The following is an 18853-nucleotide window of genomic DNA, read 5'->3' as shown; positions in this document are numbered from 1 at the left end:
CCCGCCGTAGGTGGCGGGGCGCACTCACCGATTGCGCCTCAGCCGGGAGCGGATCGGGAGAGGTATCGGGTCGGCGTGCACGGTCTTTGCATCTCACGCAAAAGTGACCGCCACCACGTCTTCTGCTCCTACGAGGGGTGTTCCGGCAGCACGACCAGGGGGGTTTGATGCGACCGGTCATCCGTTTGCCGTCCACCCATCGAGGGAGCACTTGGCCCCGGGCCAATTGATTCGCGTCATCAGACGGGAGCAGGGCGTCACGCTGGAGCAACTGGGCCAGAAGACCGGGTACTCAGCCGCGCAGCTCTCGCGTCTGGAACGCGGCATCTCCCCGATGACGGTCGATGCCTTCCGAGCCTTCGCTGACGCCCTCGACATCCCGTCCGGAGCTCCCGGCCCGCTCCCCGACTCCATCAGCCGGGCCGACACACTGAACCGACCAGCCGCTATCCCCGCATTCCCGCGCCTACGCTGAAGGGCAGGGAGGACGGTGAGAGCGTGAGGCGTCGGCAGTTTCTCGCAGCCAGCGCTGCTGCTGCTGCGGTGAACGTCGGGGGTCCGCCCGGCGAGACCCCTGCGCAGGCCCACGAAGCTCAGATGGGTGAGATCCTCGTCGCACGGCTGCGGGACGCGATGCTCGGGCTCGGCAGCCCCGCCACGAGCCAGAATCATGAGCACGTGATCGCCGAGCTCCACCACGCGCACCGCGACTACCGCACATGCGGGTATGCCAGCCTCGCCGTACGCCTGCCGCGCCTCATCAGCACAGCACACGCTGCCCACAGTAAGGACCACGCTCTGCTGGGCCGCAGCTATCTCCTTGCAACCCGGCTCCTGATCAAGTTGGACGAGCAGCAACTGGGGTGGATGGCCGCCGACCGGGCCCGGCAGCTGGCGGCGGCAGCCGGGGATCCACTCGTTGTCGCCGAGTCGGCACGCCAACTCGCCGTCCTCGCACGCAAAGCAGGGTGGCAGGACCAAGCACTCACCCTCGCGCTCAACGCTGCCGAGTCGCCCGAGCTGCGCGAGGTCGGCCGGTCGGGCACCGCACTGCGGGGACTGCTGGTGCAGTCTGCCGCCTACACCGCCGCCTGGAAGGCTCCGGCCTTGGTGACACCCGGCTGAGGGACCTTGGCGGCTTCAGCCCCGCAACCGTGCAACTGCATCTGGTCTCAGCCGAGAACAGCGTCGGGGACCCAGCACGGGCACTGGCCGCAGCACACGCCATCGACCCCGCCGCGCTGCCCACCACCGAGCGACGCGCTCGCCTGTATACGGACATGGCCCACGCCCACAACCGATGGGGGCGCAGAGACGCGTGCATCTCCAGCCTTCTGGCGGCCGAACGCTGTGCCCCGCAAGAGATCCATGCACGCCCCGCCGTCCAAGCCCTCATCTCCGGCCTGCTGCTCTCCGGACGTACGACATCGGATCTCCGCGGCCTCGCCGCTCGCGTCGGTGCTCTCCGAGCCTGACCGGCCTTCGAAGCTGTTGTCTTTTCGATCTCGAGAAGGGCGCGTCGAACGGGAGTCCCGAGCAGGCGGTCTGCTGCCGGCCGGCCGCGGGGGCAGCTCCTCAGCTCCGCGACGCCTCGGCGACCGCCGCCAGGAAGGCGAACTGCTGCTCCCGGGCGACAGGCGGCGCGCACGTGCCGGTCTGCACGTGGAATGTCGCGTTGCGGGCCTCGGTCGCGAGCCGGAGGATGCGTTCGTCCTGCGTGGCCAGGAGCAGCCGGTTGATCGCGTAGTTCACCCGCGACCGGGCCGCCCAGCTCTCGTGGGTGGCCTCTTCCTGCTCGGGCGTCGCCTCGGCCCGAGATGCCAGACGCGTCTCCCAGTAGAGCCGCCCGCGGTAGTCGGTCAACGCGTCCGCCAGGCCCGTCGCGGTCTCCTGAAGTCTCTGCAACCGGGCCGCTCGTTCAGCGCGGGAGGTCACCCAGCGCTGCAACAGACCGGTGGTCAGGGCCCCCAGCAGCGTTCCGACCACTGCGACCACGCTCGCCCACACAGCATTCACACCTGTCCCCCCCGGGTCTCAGGCCGACTCGGCGGCCAGTCTGGCAGGGCGAGACGAACGGAGCCATGGTGCCCGCGATCCGCCGGGGGGCGACGGGACGGGCGGTACCGGCCTGGAGGTCACCGCCCGCTCAGCCCTCCCGGGAGGCCGCAGGGGAGGCGCGGGTGGGCCGGGCGCGCTCCGCGGGGTGGGCGAAGTCGCCAAGCGCCGTCGGGCCGCCGCGGCGGCGGCCGAGCAGCCGCAGCAGCGGTCCCGTCATGACGGTGGTGAGCAGGGCCATGACGACCAGCAGGCCGTACAGCTCCCGGTCCAGGACGCCCAGTTGCAGTCCTACGGTCAGGATGACGAGCTCCGTCAGCCCGCGGGTGTTCAGCAGTGCGGCCAGCAGCCCGCTCTGCACCGGCGGCACCCGGTTGAGCCGGGCGCCCGCGTAGGCGCCGGCGAACTTGCCGACCACCGCGGTCAGCAGGATCAGCCCGAGTTCGCCCAGGCCGCGGACTCCGGTGCGGGAGAGGTCCACCTGGAGTCCGGCGACGACGAAGAAGGCCGGCAGCAGCAGGAGCCGGGTGAGGTATTCCAGCCGGTCGGTGAGCTGGAGGCGCAGCTGCCGGGAGGTGTCGCGGGGCAGCACGGCGCCGAAGAGGAAGGCACCGAAGGCGAAGTGGGCACCCAGCCAGGCGGTGGCCAGGGACGAGAGCAGCAGCCCGGCCAGGACCACGACGAGCTGGTCGGGGGTCACATGGTCGCGTGTCCACCCCTGCCAGCCGGCCTGGCGCGCGGTGCCGGGCCGGTGGAAGAGCCACCGCAGACCGGGCCGTACGACGAGCAGCATGAGGGCCAGATAGCCGGGCGCCAGCAGCATCCGCCACTGGCCGCCGCCGCCCGCGACGGTGGCGACGACCGCCAGCAGGGACCAGGCGAGGACGTCGTCGAGCGCGGCGCAGGCCAGCGCGATGCCGCCGATCCGGGTGCGCCCCAGTCCGCTGTCGGCGAGGATGCGGGCCAGCACGGGGAAGGCGGTGACCGCCATCGCGGCGCCGAGGAAGAGTACGAACGCGGCGCGGCCGCCGGTGGCGTGCCGGTCGGCGAGGTGCAGCGCCAGCAGCCCGCCCAGCAGCAGCGGCACCAGCACCGAGCACAGGGACACGGAGACCGCGAGGCGTTCGGTGCCGCGCAGCCGGGTCAGGTCCAACTCGTAGCCGACCAGGAACATGAACAGCACCAGCCCCAGGTCCGCCAGTGCCGCGAGCAGGGGCCGGATGTCGGCCGGGAAGAGGAAGCGGGCCGCCGCGCCGCCGAAGAGGGTGGGTCCCAGGAGCACCCCGGCGAGCAGTTCGCCCACCACCGGGGGCTGCCCGAGCCGGCGTGCTGCCGCGCCCAGCAGCCGGCCGAGCACCAGGACGGCGGCGAGCGCCGCGAAGAAGGACTGGACCTGCTCCGGTGTCATGCGGGCGCCCCCTGCGCGTGCCGGACGGTACTGGGCGGTTCTGGGCAGTACCGAGTGATGCGGCCGGTCGTCCGGACGACCGGCCGCACCCGCCATGACCGGCAGGTTCCGGTGCCGGAGGGGCAGGCTACGGGGGCGTGCTCGAGGGCGGTTCGAGAGCTCAGGCAGGCGGGCTCGTGCGCGGCTCGCGCTGTGCCCCGGTCCGCGGTGCCGCGTGCTCCTTGCCCGGGTCGGGCAGTACCGGTTCGGTGCCGTCCCGGTGCGCGGTGCGGGCGTCGTCGAGGAACTCGCGGGAGAACATCGCGCTGAGCGTGGCGACCCCGCCGCGGGCGACGCGGATCTCGCCGTGCTGGAGCGTTCCGGTGAGCCGCACGACGCGGCCGTGGTGTTCGGTGTGCCGTTCGCGGTCCTTGACCTTGCAGCGTCCGACCAGGGTCAGCTCGGACTCCTGGAGGACCGCGTCCTCGGGGAGCAGGAGCTTGAGGGTGCTGCGCTCGCTGTGCAGCCGCAGCTCGATCTCGCCCTCGGGGAGCTGGGCGGAGCGCAGGTCGAGGTGGACGGAGGAGCGCCGGGTGCGCACCTCGATCGTGCGGGACCGGGTCCAGTGGCCCAGCCGCTTCACATTGGTGTAGAAGGCTTCGACCTGCTCGACCTGCTCCTCTGCACGGTCCGGTGTGTGCTCCGTGTGCTGGTTGCTCATCGCAGTGTTCCTCTCTGGAACCCGGGCAACAACCCGATGGTGGGAATACCTTGGGAACCGGTTATCTTGGAAGCCAAGGTAACCGGACGCCTTTAGTTTGAGAGTCGAGATACTTGTATGTCAAGTGAACAGGATCCCGTGCCGCGCGAACCGAAGGAGAAGGAGCTGCGGCAGCAGCTCGGCGTCGAGGTCCGCGCCCTGCAGGGCGCCACCGACGCGGTGGACGCCGCCGCCGCCGACCGGCTCGGCATCAACCGCACCGACCTGCACTGCCTCGACGTCCTCACCCAGCGCGACAGCGCCACCCCCAGCCAGTTGGGCACCGCGCTCGGCCTGACCACCGGCAGCGTCACCGCGATGCTCGACCGGCTGGCCCGGCTCGGCTACCTCACCCGCGAGCCGGACCCGCACGACCGCCGCAAGTCCCTCGTCCGCGCCACCGAGCAGATCCAGCGCGGCGCCGGTGACCTCTACGGCCCGCTCGCGCAGGAAGGCGCGGCCCTCCTGGAGCGCTACTCGCTGCCCGAACTGGAGCTCCTGCTGGACTTCGCCCGGCGCAGCCGCGAACTCCAGGAGCGGCATGTGCGGCGGCTGCGGGGCGAGGCGGGCTGAGCCCCCGGCCGGGCCGGTGCTCGACCGGCCGGGAACGACCGGCCTCGCACCCGACCGGCGCGACGCCGGCCGGCGGGCGGGCATGGGAGGAGGCGTGCCGGGAACGCGGGGCGGTGAGTCCCGTTCCCCCCACGCACAGGAAGCAGGTGCTCGCCATGCCCGAGGCCATCGCCTTCGCCGCGTACGGCGGCCCCGAAGTGCTCCGGCCCACCGGTATCGACGTCCCCGAACCGGACCCCGACCAGGTGCGCGTCGCCGTCCGGGCCGCGGGCGTCAACCCGCTGGACTGGAAGCTGCGCAGCGGCTCCATGGCAGCGGTCATGCCGGTGCCGCTGCCGCACATCCCCGGGTCGGAGTTCGCGGGCACCGTCGAGGCGGTGGGCGACGGTGTCGGCAGCCTTGAGCCGGGCGACGAGGTCTTCGGCCATGCCTCGCAGGCCTACGCCACGCTGCTCGTCGCCGACCTCGACATGCTGCGGCTGCGCCCCGGCGACCTGGACGTGCACCGCGCCGCCGGGCTGCCCTCCGCCGCGGAGGCCGCCCACCGCGCGCTGGAGGAACTGGACATCGCCGCGGGGGAGACCCTGCTCGTGCACGGCGCGGGCGGCGCCGTCGGCAACCTCGCCGTCCAGTTCGCGCTCGCCCGCGGCGCGCAGGTGGTCGGCACCGCGGGGGAGCGGGTCCACCAGCGGCTGAGCCGGCTGGGGGCCACCCCCGTCCGCTACGGCGAGGGCTGGCCCGAGCGGGTGACGGCCGCCGCGCCGCACGGGGTGGACGCCGTACTGGACGTCTCGGGAGCCGACGTGCTCGGCGACTCCGTACGGCTCGCCCGCGGCGGCGCCGCACGGGTCCTCACTCTCGCCTCCCCGCAGGCCGCGCAGGCGCAGGGGGCCAGGTTCTCCGGCGGCGGGGACGGCCTCCGGCGCACCGGCGCCGCGCTCGACGAGGCCCTGGCGCTGCTGCGGCGCGGCACCCTGGAGGTGCCGCTCCACCCGCCCATCCCGCTCGCCGAGGCGGCCGAGGCGCACCGGGCCGGGGAAGCCGGCGGACTGGACGGCAAACTGGTGCTCACCATGGAGTGATATCCGCCCAGCCCAGCCCAGCCCAGCCCAGCCCAGCTCCTGGGCCCCCGCGCGCACGCCCGTCCGCCCGCCCCCGGTGCGGGAGCGGGCGGACGGGCGAGGACCGCGGGTCAGCTGTCCTTGTGGGCGATGACCAAGGTGACGTCGTGGCCCAGCGAGCGGTGTTCGACCCGGGCGAAGCCCGCGTCGCGCATCCACCCCGTGCACTGCGCCAGCGTGTAGCCCTTCCCGTGCGGGGTCATCAACTGCAGGTTGAGGCTGCGCAGCAGATTGCGCAGATAGCTCTCCTCACCCGGGACGATCACCGGGTCCCACACCAGGAAGGCACCACCGGGACGCACTCCGGCGAAGGCGTTCTTCACCAACTGGGCGCGCTGGTCGTCGTTCCAGTCCACCAGCGCGTGCCCCAGCATCAGCACATCGGCCTCGGGCAGCGGCCCGGCGAAGAAGTCACCGCCGTGGAAGCCGAGCTTGCCGGTCGTCCCCAGCGCCGCCATGTGCGCGTCGAAGTCCTCCTCCAGCTGCGGCAGGTCGAAGACCCGCGCCTCCAGATGCGGATGGGCGCCCACCAGTCCGGCCAGCACATTGCCCCGGCAGCCGCCCAGCTCCAGCACCGAGCCGTAGGACGCCCAGTCGAAGACCTCCGCCAGCGCGGGGATCAGCGGCCTGCTGGCGTCCTCGGCCATCCGCACCAGCCCGTCCTTCTTCTCCTCACTGTCGTAGAGCTGATCGAACATGTCCTCGCCGGAGTAGGTCGCCGCCTGCGGTTCCTCGCTGCGCAGCCCCTCGGCAAGGCGGTCCCACGCCGGATACATCACCCGGTCGGCGAGTTGCAGGAACCCGCTGAGCGACGCCGGATCGCCGGGCACCAGCAACTGCCCCGACACCAGCGTGTTGGCCCACGCGCCGTCCGCCGTGCGCTCCAGGAAGCCGAGTTCGGCCAGCGCCGCGAGGAAGTGGTCGCAGCCGCGCCGCCCCAGCTCCAGCCGCTCGCGGAGCCGCTCCTCCGGCAGCGGCCCCTCGGCCAGCGCCGCGAACAGCCCCAGCCGTACGCCGGCCAGCACCAGCTTCGCCGGCTGGAAGGCCATGGCCTGGCCGAGCACCTGTCCGGCCCGGGCCGTCACCTCGTCAGTCATCGGCCCGCTCCGCCCCGGTCACGAGGCCGCCGCCGAGGCGCGCGCCAGCACGTCGTCGAGCACCGCGTCCGGGTCGGCCACCGCCGAGGTGCCCTCCGCCGAGCGCCAGGCCACGAACGCGTCCGGCCGCACCAGCACGGCGCCGCCCGGCCCCACCCCGTAGGCGGCCGCCCAGTCGCGGTCCTCGGGCCGCAGCTCCTCCTCCGGGCCCACCGCGTGGGTGCGCAGCGGCACGCCCAGTCGCTCGGCCGCCTTGACCGCGGCCTTCGCCCAGGCCCCGCCGTCCGGGCCGTGCAGCAGGACGAAGCCGTCCCAGAACAGGTCGATGGAGGAGATCCGCTCGGCGCCCTCGGTGCCCGCACGCGTCAGCCACACGTGCGGCGCGCGGGTGCCCGGCTCGCCCGTCAGCTCCAAGTCGGGGGTGAGCACTTTGGAGCCCTCGGCGCCGACGACGGACGCGGAGCGGTACCGGTAGCCGAGCGTGATGATCACGTCGTCGACGAAGTCCTTCCGGTCCTGCTCGGTGGCGTAGCCGTGCCGGATCCGGTTGCGCACCAGGGCCTGCTCGGACATGGCCGTGCCCAGCGGGCGGCGCTCCGCGTCGTAGGTGTCCAGCAGCGCGTCGGTGCCCCAGCCGTCGTGCACGGCCGCCAGCTTCCAGGACAGGTTGTGCGCGTCGTGGATGCCGGTGTTGGCTCCGAAGCCGCCCGCGGGCGGGTGCACATGGGCGGCGTCGCCCGCCAGGAAGACCCGGCCCACCCGGAAGGTCTCGGAGACCAGCTGGGCGCCCTGCCAGGGCACCTTGTCCATGATCTCGACGTCGATGTCCTTGCCGGCCGCGCGGCGGACGATCTCCACGCAGCGCTCGTCGGTGTAGTCGTCCGGCGTCTCGCCCTTCTCCGGGTAGTAGATGGGTGCCGCCAGCCACGGGTCGCAGCCGTGCAGCCGGGAGAGGCCCATCAGCGAGCCCCCCGCCGAGGCGTAGCACAGGATGAACTTGCGGTCCTTGAGCAGCGTCTCCAGCTCCGGCGCCCGGAAGTAGATGCTCAGCGCGTTGAAGACGGTCCCGCGGCCGGTCCGCTCGACGCCCAGCGCCTTGCGGACGCGGCTGCCCGCACCGTCGGCGCCGACCAGATAGTCGGCGCGGATGGTGATCCGGTTCCCCGTCGCGGCCTCCTCGGCCACGGCGGTGACGCCCTCCTCGTCGGCCTCGAAGGAGACCAGCCTGGTGTTGAACCGGACATCGGCGCCGTACTCCCGGGCCTTGGCGACCAGCACCTTCTCGTACCGGTCCTGCCCGCAGCCCATCACCCGCTCCGGGCTGACCGTCGGGCCGTCCAGCGACGGGGACTCCAGCAGTTCCGCGTTGTCGATGTCGGAGAAGGTGTCGACCTTGATGATCCCGCCCTCGAAGTAGGCGTGCGAGTTCCCCTTCTCCAGGGCGCGGATCTCCTTCCCGAGCCCCGCGGCGCGGAACAGCTCCATCGTGCGGGCCTGCAGGCCCGGGGCGCGGGGGAGCATGGAGGTGCTGTCCCGCTTCTCCAGCAGCATCGTGCGGACGCCGCGCCGCCCGCTGAACAGCGCGGTGGAGAGCCCGACGGGACCACCGCCGACGATCAGCACCGGGATCTTCACGTCATACATGCATGTCCCCTCTGAACAACTGGGCTTGGCCGGTTTCGGCACCCCTGATGAGTAGCCACGGCCCCTTGAGGGCCACTGGAGATCCGGCGGGGGCGCACGGACCCGACGCCGTCCCCACCGCGGTTCGAGGGGCGCTCAACTTCGCGGTGTGACCCTCCCGGAGCGGCCCTGGCGCCAGGCCATGTGCCGTTTCGGAAGGAGTCCTGCGCATGACGCACACCAGCCTGGATGTCAGCACCCCGGCCGGAATCATCCGGCTGAGCAACGCGTTCTGCGACGCGAAGGCGCTGCTGACCGCTGTCGAACTGGGTCTGTTCACCACCCTCGACCAGAAGGGCCCCGCGACCGAGGAGGAGATCCGCAAGGAGCTGGGGCTGCACGGCCGCGGACTGGGCGACTGGCTCAACCTGCTGGCGGCGCTGGGCCTGCTCACCCGCGAGGAGGGCGGCAGGTTCGGCAACGCGGAGGGCGCCGGCACCTACCTGGTGCGCGGCAGCAACCGCTACGTGGGCGGCTTCCTGGAGCGCTCCAACCGCAACCTCTACCCCGCCTGGGGCAAGCTGACCGAGGCGCTGCGCACCGGTGAGCAGCAGTCGGGCAGCGACTTCGAGGAGGTCACCCGCAACCCGCACATCCTGCGGCAGTTCGTCGGCATGATGGACGCGCTCACCCATGTCGTCGGCCCCGAACTGGTGGGCAAGTTCGACTGGAGCGGACACAACTCCGTGCTCGACATCGGCGGCGCCCGCGGCAACCTGTGCTCCATCATCGTCAAGGCGCAGCCGCACCTCGCGGGGCACGTCTTCGACCTGCCGCCGATGGAGCCGCTGTTCGAGGAGCACGTCGCCTCCTACGGGCTGACCGGCAAGGTCGCCTTCCACGGCGGCAGCTTCTTCACCGACCCGCTGCCCAGCGCCGATGTCGTCACCCTCGGGCACGTGCTGCACGACTGGGACGAGCAGCAGCGCGGCGAACTGGTCACCAAGGCCTTCGACGCCGTCAATCCCGGGGGCGCGCTACTGATCTACGACCGGATGCTCGACGACCAGCCCGACCACGTCGAGAACCTGGTCATCAGCCTCGACATGCTGCTGGTCACCGACGGCGGCTCCGAGTACCCGGTCTCCGAGGCCGTCGCGCACGCCGAGCGCGCCGGGTTCGCCTCCACCGAGGTGCTGCCGCTGAGCGACTACGACACGCTCGTGATCTGCCGCAAGGCCGCCTGAGCGGGCCCGTCCGAGAGAGGAGTCCGTACCCATGAGCGCTAACCAGCAGGCCCCGCAGAACGTTCCGGTACTGATCGTCGGAGGGGCGGTGACAGGGCTGTCCACCGCGGTCTTCCTCGGCTGGCACGGCATCCGCTCGCTCGTCGTCGAGCGCCACCCCGACACGCTGAGCCACCCGCGCTCGCGCGGCGTCAACCCGCGGACCGTCGAGCTCTACCGGCAGGTCGGGCTGGAGGGGCCCATCTGGTCCGAGGCCAGTCTCGCCACCGACTTCAGCAAGCTGCTGATGATCCGGGCCGAGACCCTCGCCGGGCCCGAGATGTTCAGCGGCCCCACCGACCAGCCCGACCCCACCGGCGGCGTCAGCCCCTGCGAGTGGGCCCCCATCGACCAGGACCGGCTCGAGCACCTGCTGCGCGGCCGCGCCGCCGAACTCGGTGCCGAACTGGCCTTCGGCACCGAACTGGTGTCCTTCGAGGAGAGCGGCGAGGGCGAGGAGGCCGGCGTCACCGCCGTGCTCCGGGACACCGCCAGCGGCGAGGAGCGCACCGTGCGCGCCGGCTACCTCGTCGCGGCCGACGGCAGCCGCAGCCCCGTCCGGCAGGAGCTGGGCATCGAGACGGACGGACCCGGCGAGTTCGCCACCACCCTCTCGGTGCTCTTCGAGGCGGACCTGAGCCGGGCGGCCCGGGGCCGCGACGTCGGCGTCTGCTACCTCGACAAACCCGCGCCCTCCACCATCCTGTTCGCGCACGACGGCAAGCAGCGGTGGATCTTCGCCACCGCCATGCCCGAGGGCGAGACACTGGAGACGGTCACCGAGGAGCAGGCGGTCGAACTGGTCCGCGCGGCCATCGGCCAGCCCGATCTGGACGTGCGCATCGTTCCGCAGCTCCCGGCCGGCGGCGCCAAGTGGCTGAGCTTCATCATCGGCGCCCAGGTCGCCCGCGAGTACCGGCGCGGCCGGGTCTTCCTGGTCGGCGACGCCGCCCATCTGGTGCCGCCCACCGGCGGGTTCGGCGCCAGCCTCGGCATCCAGGACGCCGGCAACCTGGCCTGGAAGCTGGCCGCCGTCCTGGACGGCGAGTCCGGGCCCGAACTGCTGGACACCTACCAGACCGAGCGCCACCCGGTGGCCTGGATGACCCTCCAGCAGGCCCTCGGGATGATGCAGGAGCGGACCGGCCCGGACGGCGAAGGCGAAGGGGAGGGCCCGGACCCCGCCGAGGCGTACAGCACCACCGTCTTCGGCTACCGGTACGGGGACGGCCCGCCGGTGCCGCCGCACGCGCTGCGCGGCGAGCCCGGCACCCGCGCCCCGCACATCGGGCTGGACCGGGCCGGGGAGGACATCTCCACCCTGGACCTGTACGGCCGGGCGCCGGTGCTGCTGACCGCGGAGGGCGGCCAGGCGTGGGTGGAGGCGGCCGCGGCCGTGTCCGCGGACACCGGCGTGCGGATCGACGCCCACCGGGTGGGCGGCCCGGGAGCCACCCTGACCGCGGCGGACGACCGGGCCGTGGCCGAACAGCACGGCATCGCGGCCGACGGCGCCGTCCTCGTCCGCCCGGACGGGTTCGTCGCCTGGCGCTCCGAGGGCGCCGCCCCCGACCCGGTGGCGGCCCTGCGGACGGCGGTGCGGGAGCTGTACCCGCCCCGCTGACCCGGCCCGCGGCGGCGGGACGCGCACCGGGCCCGGCGGCCGGAGAGCCGCCGGGCCCGTTCGCGTGCCCCGACAGCCGCCCGGGCACGCGGAACCGGGGGAACCGCGCGGACCCGGCCCCTCCGCCGGGGCCCGCCGCGGCGCCGCACCGCACCCACTAGGGTGTGCGCTGCAGTTCGACTCTCGATGTCGTGTTCAGGCATTCAGTTATCCAGGGGGACCGCATGACCAGCACGCCGGATCCAGCGAGCAGCGACCGGGAAGCCGCCCGGGGACGGCGGCGCAGGCTGCGCTCCTCGACCGTGGTGCTCGGCGGCATGGGCGCCCTGGCCATCGCGCTGTCCGGATACTCCTCGGAGCCGGACCGGCGGTGCGTGGACCCCGACAGCTACGACGCCGTGCGCGGCTACCGCATCCTGCCCCCGAGCCAGTGCGGCACCCAGGGCGCGACCACCGCCGCCCTCCCCGTCGCCCGGACCGCGGGGCAGCGGGCCGAGCGCGGCGGCAGCCTCTGGTACTACGGCGGCCGGGAGGACGAGGGCCGCGCCAAGGGCGGCACCTTCGTGCACGCGGCGGCCGTCGAGCGGGCCGGCTTCGGCTGCGACGACGACGATGACGGCTACGGCACCAGCGGCGGGTACGGCGGCTGAGGCGGGCGCGGACGAGAGGAGAAGGCCCGCGTGGAACGCCACACCCTCACCCCGCGCCCCGGCTGGCAGCAGACCGTCGAGGAGCAGGGCTGCATCTACCCGCTGACCCGGTACCCGGACGGTTCGCTGCGCCCCTACTGGGACGAGAGCGCCTACTACACCCTCACCCTGCCCGAGGTGGAGGACCTCGAGGAGGTCGTCGAGGAGCTGCACACCATGTGCCTGCGGGCCGCGGAGCACATCGTGGCCGCCGGCCGGTTCGCGGACCTGGGCATCACCGACCCGGCCCTGGTGCACCGGGTGGCCGAGAGCTGGCGGCGGCGTGCCGAACTGCCCAGCCTCTACGGCAGGTTCGACCTCCGCCACGACGGGCGCGGCGGACCGGCGAAACTGCTGGAGTACAACGCGGACACCCCCACCTCGCTGGTGGAGGCGGCGTCCCCGCAGTGGTTCTGGATGGAGGACCGCTTCCCCGGCGCCGACCAGTGGAACTCGCTGCACGAGCGGCTGGTCGACGTATGGCGCAAGCAGGCCGCGCTGCTGCCGCCGGGCGCTCCCGTGCACTTCGCCCACTCGGCCCGGGACGAACTGGGCGAGGATTTGATGACGGTGGCCTACCTCCAGGAGACCGCCGAGCAGGCCGGACTGGAGACCGTCGCGATACCGGTGGAGGAGATCGGCTGGGACCGGCTCTCGGGCAGGTTCGTCGACCAGCGGCTGAAGTTCGTCCGGGCCTGCTTCAAGCTCTACCCGTGGGAGTGGCTGGCCTCCGACCGGTTCGGGCCGCACGTGCTGGAGACCCTCGACAACGGCGGCGGCACCGGCAGCACGCTGTGGATCGAACCTGCGTGGAAGATGCTGCTGTCCAACAAGGCGCTGCTGGCGATCCTGTGGGAGCTCTTCCCCGGCCATCCGAATCTGCTGCCCGCCTATCTGGACGGGCCCCGGGAGCTGGCCGGGACGACCGGGTGGGCGGCCAAGCCGCTGCTGGGCCGCGAGGGCGCCGGCGTCACGCTGCACGAGCCGGGCACCGAGCCGTCGGTGCGCGACGAGCCGTGCTGCTACCAGGCGCTGTGCCCGCTGCCGGAGTTCGAGGGCAACCGCACGGTGCTGGGCACCTGGGTGGTGGACGGGGAGGCCGCCGGCCTGGGCATCCGCGAGTCCGCGGGCCTCGTCACCGACGAGTACGCGCGGTTCGTGCCGCACGTCATCCGCTAGCCGCAGGTCCGTGACCGTCGGCCCGCCGCGGAGCGGCCGGTCCCGGTGCGCGCGGGGAGGCGGGCGCCGGGACCGGTCCGGGGGTCACTCCTCGGTGACGTGGATGGACTTCGTCGGGCAGCCGCGGGCCGCCCGGCGGACCTCCTCGTGCAGCCGCCCCTCCGGCGTCTCGTCCAGGACGACGACCAGGCCGTCCTCGTCCTGGTCGAAGACAGCGGGGAGCCGGTACACGCACAGGCTGCTGACCGCACAGGTCTCCGGATTCGCGGTCACGCGGAGCATGCTCACCACTCCACGGGGATCTCGGTGAAGCCCTCCATGAACCCGCCCAGCGCCCGCGGCAGCTCCTCGGCCGGGGCCGCGAGCCTGATGTCGGGGAAGCGCCGCAGCAGCGACTCGGTGGCCACCTGCAGCTCCATCCGCGCCAGTGCGGCGCCCACGCAGTAGTGGATGCCGGCGCCGAAGGTCATGTGGTGGTTCTCCTGGCGGCGGATGTCCAGCTCGAAGGGCTTGTCGAAGACCTCGGGGTCCATGTTGGCCCCCTCCTCCGACAGCAGCACGCTGGTGCCCTTCTTGATGACCGAACCGTCCGAGAGGGGAATGTCCTCGACGGCGTACCGCATGGTGCCCACCGAGGAGCCCATGATCTGGGTGCGCAGCAGCTCCTCCACCGTGGAGGGCACCAGCGACCAGTCCGCCTGGATCTCGCGCACCAGTTCCGGGTGGTGCAGCAGCACGGCCGTGCCGGTGCCGATCTGGCTGGCCGTGGTGACGTACCCGGCGATCAGCAGCCCCTGGCACCAGAAGTGCAGCTCGTGGTCGTTGAGCCGGTTGTCCTCCTCGTCGCGGACCCGGATCAGCTCGCTCACCAGGTCGTCACCGGGCTTCTCGCGCTTCGCGTCGATCAGGTCGCCAAGGTACTTCCACAGGTTCTGCCGGCACTGCCCGACCTCCTCGGGCGGCAGCTTGGTGACCGACAGGAAGCCGTCGACGTACTCGCGGAACTGGTCGCGGTCCTCGGCCGGCACGCCCAGCAGCTTGCAGATCACCATGATCGGCAGCGGGAACGCCAGCGCCTCGTTCAGCTCCACCGGGCGCGGCCCGGCCGCCATCTCGTCCAGCAGCTCGTCGGCGACGCGCTGCACATACGGCCGCAGCGCCTCGATCCGGCGGGCGGTGAACGCCTTGGTCACCAGCGAACGCACCTGGGTGTGCTTGGGCGGATCCGGGTCGATCTCCGGGTCCATGAACAGATCGTTGTCCGCGGAGATCCGCGCACAGTCGGGGCGCGCGATGTTGCGCGAGAGACGCTTGTCCGCGAACAGGGCGCGCACGTCCTTGTAGCGGGTCACCAGCGTCGCCACGTCCCCGCTCGGCAGCGTCACCTCCATCGCGGAGCTGTTGTGCACATGCCGCAGCGCTTCGGGCACCTGCATGGGCGGGGTCCAGGCGAACGGATACCTGGGCGGGGTCTGAGTGCTCACGGTTGTCCCTTCGGGTTGCGGTGATCAGGTGGGGGAGACGGAAGCGGGCCGGTCACACCGGCCACTCGGGGCGGTCCCAGGCGGCCTCGGCGAACGCCCACTCGTGCCGGATGCCGGTGCGGAAGTGCTCGACCAGCCGGTCGCGTCCGGCCGGCGACGACGTCTCGCCCAGCTCGTCGGCCAGCCCCAGGAAGGCCCGCACCGCGTAGCCGTATCCCGCGCCGGGGTGGTACGCCTCGATCCACTCCGCGTACCGGGATCCGGCGGTGTGCCGCTCCAGCAGGTCGTCGGAGACCCGGAAGTTGAACCACACCATCGGCAGCAGCGCCCCCACCCCGGCGGTGAAGGAGGCGGCGCTGGAGGCGTTGAAGAACGCGCAGTGCGCATGGGTGACCGGACTCGCCTGCGGCGTACCGGCCGCGGGCAGCCCCGCACCCGCCGCCCATTCGGCGTACTTCTGGCGCAGCCGGTCCCGCGCCTCCAGCGTCCCGGTGATCGAGCGGCCCAGCAGCGCGGTGTGCGCGTCCGCCTCGGCGGCGGCGGCGGTGCGCGCCAGCGCCCGTGCGTAGGCGGGCAGCAGGTGCCCGGTGTCCTGTTCGACGAAATACGCCAGTGACTCGCCCGGCAGGGAGCCGTCCCGCAGCCCCGACCAGAACGGGTGGGCCTGCACCTTCTCCAGCACCGGCGCGGCCAGCTCCTTGAGCTGATCGCTCAGCAGCATCGATTCTCGCCCCTCTCCGTTCGCTCTCACAGATCCAGCCGGACGCGGTAGTGGCGCAGCCACGCGTCGAGCTGGAGGACCATCTCGACGTTGCGGCGCTCGCCCCACCCGTCGACCGCGATCGGCCGGTCCTCGGCGGCCAGTTCCGCGCAGGCGGGGCCGTCCAGCAGCGGCCGCACCGGGCTGGCGGGGTCGGCGACGACCGCGTCGAAGCGCTGCCGCAGCACCTGCCCGTAGCGCGGGTCCTGGGTGATCGGGAAGGGACTCTTGCGGCGCTGGGTCACCGAGTCGGGCAGCAGATCGGCGACGGCCGAGCGCAGCACGCTCTTCTCACGGCCGTCGGCCGTCTTCATCGACCAGGGGATGTTGTAGACGTACTCGACCAGCCGGTGGTCGCAGTAGGGCACCCGCAGCTCCAGGCCGACCGCCATGCTCAGCCGGTCGTCGCGGGAGAGCAGCAGCGGCAGCCAGCGGGTGAGATGCGCGTGCCCGACCCGCCGCATCACCCGCTCGGTCTCCGACTCGCCCGGCACCGCGGGCACCTCGGCCACCGTCTCCGCCCAGCGCTGCGCCGAGTAGCCCGGCACGTCGATCTTGCGCAGCAGACCGGGGTCCAGCAGCCCGGTGCTCATCCCGTGCGGCGCCACCCGCAGACCCATCGTCACCCAGGGGAAGTTCGCGGTGTCCACCAGCGTCGGGTCGCGGAAGGACTGGTAGCCGCCGAACAGTTCGTCGGCGACCTCGCCCATCAGCGCCACCGTGGAGCGCTGCCGTACCGCCCGCAGCAGCAGATACAGCGAGCGGTCCATGTCCGGGATCGGCCGGGGCAGGTCCTGGGCCCGCAGCGCCGCCGCGTCGACGACCTGGTCGGCCAGGTCCGCGGTGCGCAGCACCACCGGTTCGTGGTCGGTGCCCACATGCCGGGCGACCTCGGCCGCGTAGGGCGCGTCCGGGTCCTCGTGCCAGAAGTCCTTGCGGAACCGCTCCGTGTGCCCTTCGAAGTCCACCGCGAAGGTGCGCGGCCGCCCGCCGCCGGCGCGGGCGGCGAACGCCGCCAGCGCGCTGGAGTCCACCCCGCCCGACAGCAGGGTGCACAGCGGGACGTCCGAGACCAGATGGCTGCCGACCGCGTCCTGCAGCAGTCCGCGCACCGTCTCGACGGTCCGCTCCAGCGTGTCGGGATGTTCGTGGTCGGGCAGCGACCAGTAGCGCGACTCGGTCAGCACCGCGCCGCCGGCGCCCTGCTTGAGGAGCGCCGTGTGCCCCGCGGGCAGCTCCCGGATCCCCCGGTAGACGGCGTGCCCCGGGGTCGCGATGTAGGCCAGCAGCTCGGCCAGCCCCTCCGCGTCCACCACGCACTCCAGCGACGGGTGGGCCAGCAGCGCCTTGGGCTCGGAGCCGAAGAGCAGACCGTCCGCGGTCCGCGCGTAGTACAGCGGCTTGATCCCCAGCCGGTCGCGGGCCAGCAGCAGCTGCCTGCTGCGCGGATCCCACACGGCGAATGCGAACATGCCGTCCAGCCGCTCCACGCACTCCGGACCCCACTCCAGGTAGGCGCGCAGCACCACCTCGGTGTCCCCGGCCGTGCGGAACCGGTGGCCCAGCGCCGTCAACCGGGAACGCAGCTCCCGGTAGTTGTAGATCTCGCCGTTGTGGACGAGCACGGCCAGGGTGCGCCCGTCGTGCTCCGCGGTCATCGGCTGGAGGGAGTCGTCCACGTCGATGACGGCGAGCCTGCGGTGTCCCAGCGCGGCGTCCGCGTCGGTCCACACCGCCTCGTCGTCCGGCCCGCGGTTGGCGAGGGTGGCAGCCATCGACCGTACGACGCTGCCCTCCTCGCGCATCTCCCGCGCGAAGTCGATCCAGCCCGCTATGCCGCACATGCGACCACCCGCTCCTCCAGCTCGCCGACCAGCGACGCGGGAGCGGGCTGCGCCAGCATCCCGTCCCGCAGCGCCCGTGCCGCCGCGCGCCGCTCCGCACCCCGCACGGGGTCCAGCAGCCCGGCCGCCGCGTCCCGCAGCCCCTCCGCGCCCGCCTCGTCCCGGGTGAGGACCTCACCCGCACCGGCCGCCAGCACCCGGGCGGCGTGCCCGGCGTGGTCCGGCAACTGCGGTACCAGCAGCAGCGGCAGGCCCGCGCGCAGCCCGGTCAGCACCGTCCCGGCCCCGCCGTGCGCCACCACCAGGTCCGCGCCGGCGAGCACCGTGTGCAGGGGCGCGTCGGTGACCACCCGCACACCGTCGGGAACCTCGCCCAGCAGCGGCCGCTGCGCCGCCGTGACCGCCAGCACGGTCTCGGTCCCCGGCAGCGCGGCGAGCGCCCGCGCGGCGTGCCCGGCCAGGAACAGCGCCGGGTCCAGCCGCGCCATCGTGTGCCCCCAGGTCACCACGGCCCGGCGGATCCCCGGCGCCGGTGGCGGCAGCGGCGGATCGGGCGGCGTGCCCGGACCGTTGAACGGCACGTACCGCATGGGCAGCCGCGGGTGCCCGGCCGGGTCCGGCGCCTGGAACCCCGGCGGACACGGGTCGATCGTGACCGCGCCGAACGGGTCGTAGCCGGCCGGGTCCACGCCCACCCGCTCGGCCAGCGGCGCCAGCGCCTCCGGCAGCAGCGGGCGGGCCCGCGCCATCAGATCGGCGCCGTACAGCAGCCGTACCGCGGGAATCCCGGCAGCGGCGGCGGCCAGCGGACCGGCCAGCGCGGTGGGTTCGGACACCACCACATCGGCCCGCCAGCGCCGGGCCGTCTCGGCGGTGCCCGCGACCATCGAGTCGGCGTGCGCGGTGAACATCCGCAGCGCCCGCGGCCCCTTCCCGGCGCGCGGTGCCCGCCGGTCGGCCGTGGGGTCGTCCTCGCTGGGCAGCACATAGCCGCGCACCATGCCGACCCCGTCGACGTCCTTGCCGACGGCGGCACCCGGCAGCCCGGTCCGCTCGATGAGCGGCAGCAGCTCCGGCTGGCTGACGACCAGCACCTCGTGCCCCGCGCTGCGGCAGGCCCAGGCCAGTGGCACCAGCGCGTACAGATGAGAGGGCCAGGCCCAGGTCGTGAACAGTACCCGCATCGCAGCCCCAACCCTTTCCGCCGCCAACCTTGACGCGGCCGACGGTGCCGGAGCGGGCTAGGGGGCGGGTCGCTGCTCGCTCGAGGCGCCGCCGCGGCAGGCGTACCGCGCGGACCCGGAGCCCGCGGGCGCCACGGTGCGCAGCGGGCGGGCAGCCGGAAGCCCCCCGGGGGTCGCCGCGCACACG

The 18853-nt window shown here is 73.1% G+C and carries 18 protein-coding genes; 8 read left to right on the top strand and 10 right to left on the bottom strand.

Going from position 1 to position 18853, the window contains the following annotated elements; translation table 11 throughout:
• Positions 1 to 10 precede the first annotated feature (10 nt).
• Positions 11 to 475 (top strand): helix-turn-helix domain-containing protein, encoded by a 465-nt coding sequence (locus tag ACFYMO_RS07360; RefSeq protein ID WP_388544888.1) that lies wholly within the window; start codon positions 11 to 13, stop codon positions 473 to 475.
• Between the two features lie 122 nt (positions 476 to 597).
• Positions 598 to 1125, top strand: coding sequence for a hypothetical protein (locus ACFYMO_RS07355; RefSeq protein ID WP_366772286.1), 528 nt, complete (start codon positions 598 to 600; stop codon positions 1123 to 1125).
• A 450-nt stretch (positions 1126 to 1575) separates the two neighbouring features.
• Here ACFYMO_RS07355 and ACFYMO_RS07350 read toward each other — a convergent pair whose 3' ends face one another.
• The 3 genes from ACFYMO_RS07350 to ACFYMO_RS07340 form a co-directional block, all read right to left on the bottom strand.
• Positions 1576 to 1986 (bottom strand): hypothetical protein, encoded by a 411-nt coding sequence (locus ACFYMO_RS07350; RefSeq protein ID WP_388544885.1) that lies wholly within the window; start codon positions 1984 to 1986, stop codon positions 1576 to 1578.
• 160 nt (positions 1987 to 2146) lie between these two features.
• Positions 2147 to 3463: a cation:proton antiporter gene (locus ACFYMO_RS07345; RefSeq protein ID WP_388544882.1), complete on the bottom strand. Its 1317-nt coding sequence runs from the start codon at positions 3461 to 3463 to the stop codon at positions 2147 to 2149.
• A 160-nt stretch (positions 3464 to 3623) separates the two neighbouring features.
• Positions 3624 to 4163: a hypothetical protein gene (locus ACFYMO_RS07340; RefSeq protein ID WP_388544879.1), complete on the bottom strand. Its 540-nt coding sequence runs from the start codon at positions 4161 to 4163 to the stop codon at positions 3624 to 3626.
• A gap of 117 nt (positions 4164 to 4280) precedes the next feature.
• Here ACFYMO_RS07340 and ACFYMO_RS07335 point away from each other — a divergent pair, with 117 nt between their 5' ends.
• Positions 4281 to 4775 carry a MarR family winged helix-turn-helix transcriptional regulator gene (locus ACFYMO_RS07335; protein WP_388544876.1) on the top strand — a complete coding sequence of 165 codons (495 nt, stop codon included), beginning with the start codon at positions 4281 to 4283 and terminating at the stop codon, positions 4773 to 4775.
• 155 nt (positions 4776 to 4930) lie between these two features.
• A complete protein-coding gene (locus ACFYMO_RS07330; RefSeq protein WP_388544873.1) occupies positions 4931 to 5857 on the top strand; it encodes an NADP-dependent oxidoreductase in 927 nt (308 codons plus the stop codon).
• Positions 5858 to 5967: 110 nt separating this feature from the next.
• On the opposite strand, the gene ACFYMO_RS07325 is transcribed toward ACFYMO_RS07330, so the two are convergent.
• A complete protein-coding gene (locus ACFYMO_RS07325; RefSeq protein WP_388544870.1) occupies positions 5968 to 6993 on the bottom strand; it encodes a methyltransferase in 1026 nt (341 codons plus the stop codon).
• An 18-nt stretch (positions 6994 to 7011) separates the two neighbouring features.
• Positions 7012 to 8637 carry an FAD-dependent monooxygenase gene (locus ACFYMO_RS07320; protein ID WP_366772252.1) on the bottom strand — a complete coding sequence of 542 codons (1626 nt, stop codon included), beginning with the start codon at positions 8635 to 8637 and terminating at the stop codon, positions 7012 to 7014.
• Positions 8638 to 8846: 209 nt separating this feature from the next.
• Between ACFYMO_RS07320 and ACFYMO_RS07315 the strand changes: the two genes are divergently transcribed.
• The 4 genes from ACFYMO_RS07315 (at position 8847) to ACFYMO_RS07300 (ending at position 13394) form a co-directional block, all read left to right on the top strand.
• Entirely contained in the window at positions 8847 to 9863 is a 1017-nt protein-coding gene (locus ACFYMO_RS07315) for a methyltransferase (protein WP_366772253.1), read from the top strand.
• 31 nt (positions 9864 to 9894) lie between these two features.
• On the top strand, positions 9895 to 11526 hold the full coding sequence (locus ACFYMO_RS07310; protein ID WP_366772254.1) for an FAD-dependent monooxygenase: 1632 nt from the start codon (positions 9895 to 9897) through the stop codon (positions 11524 to 11526).
• A gap of 224 nt (positions 11527 to 11750) precedes the next feature.
• Entirely contained in the window at positions 11751 to 12176 is a 426-nt protein-coding gene (locus tag ACFYMO_RS07305; protein WP_388544866.1) for a hypothetical protein, read from the top strand.
• A gap of 30 nt (positions 12177 to 12206) precedes the next feature.
• The gene (locus ACFYMO_RS07300; protein ID WP_366772256.1) at positions 12207 to 13394 is read left to right on the top strand and encodes a glutathionylspermidine synthase family protein; all 1188 of its coding nucleotides are present in this window, start codon (positions 12207 to 12209) and stop codon (positions 13392 to 13394) included.
• Positions 13395 to 13478: 84 nt separating this feature from the next.
• Here the strand turns inward: ACFYMO_RS07300 and ACFYMO_RS07295 are convergent, their stop codons facing one another.
• From ACFYMO_RS07295 to ACFYMO_RS07275, 5 genes are read right to left on the bottom strand one after another with little or no spacing between them, the layout of a single operon-like run.
• Complete coding sequence (locus ACFYMO_RS07295) at positions 13479 to 13676, bottom strand: ferredoxin (RefSeq protein ID WP_037707285.1); 198 nt, start codon at positions 13674 to 13676, stop codon at positions 13479 to 13481.
• A gap of 2 nt (positions 13677 to 13678) precedes the next feature.
• Positions 13679 to 14878 (bottom strand): cytochrome P450, encoded by a 1200-nt coding sequence (locus tag ACFYMO_RS07290; RefSeq protein WP_388544862.1) that lies wholly within the window; start codon positions 14876 to 14878, stop codon positions 13679 to 13681.
• A 52-nt stretch (positions 14879 to 14930) separates the two neighbouring features.
• Positions 14931 to 15599, bottom strand: a complete 669-nt coding sequence (locus ACFYMO_RS07285) for a TenA family protein (RefSeq protein ID WP_019358415.1) — start codon at positions 15597 to 15599, stop codon at positions 14931 to 14933.
• A 26-nt stretch (positions 15600 to 15625) separates the two neighbouring features.
• On the bottom strand, positions 15626 to 17482 hold the full coding sequence (asnB, locus tag ACFYMO_RS07280) for an asparagine synthase (glutamine-hydrolyzing) (RefSeq protein WP_388544859.1): 1857 nt from the start codon (positions 17480 to 17482) through the stop codon (positions 15626 to 15628).
• Positions 17470 to 18666 (bottom strand): nucleotide disphospho-sugar-binding domain-containing protein, encoded by a 1197-nt coding sequence (locus tag ACFYMO_RS07275; protein WP_388544856.1) that lies wholly within the window; start codon positions 18664 to 18666, stop codon positions 17470 to 17472. The genes asnB and ACFYMO_RS07275 overlap by 13 nt, the downstream gene beginning before the upstream one ends.
• Positions 18667 to 18853: the final 187 nt, after the last annotated feature.

The organism is Streptomyces sp. NPDC007025, from assembly GCF_042869455.1.
Taxonomy (GTDB): Bacteria; Actinomycetota; Actinomycetes; order Streptomycetales; family Streptomycetaceae; genus Streptomyces.
This window is presented reverse-complemented; position numbering and strand designations above follow the sequence as displayed.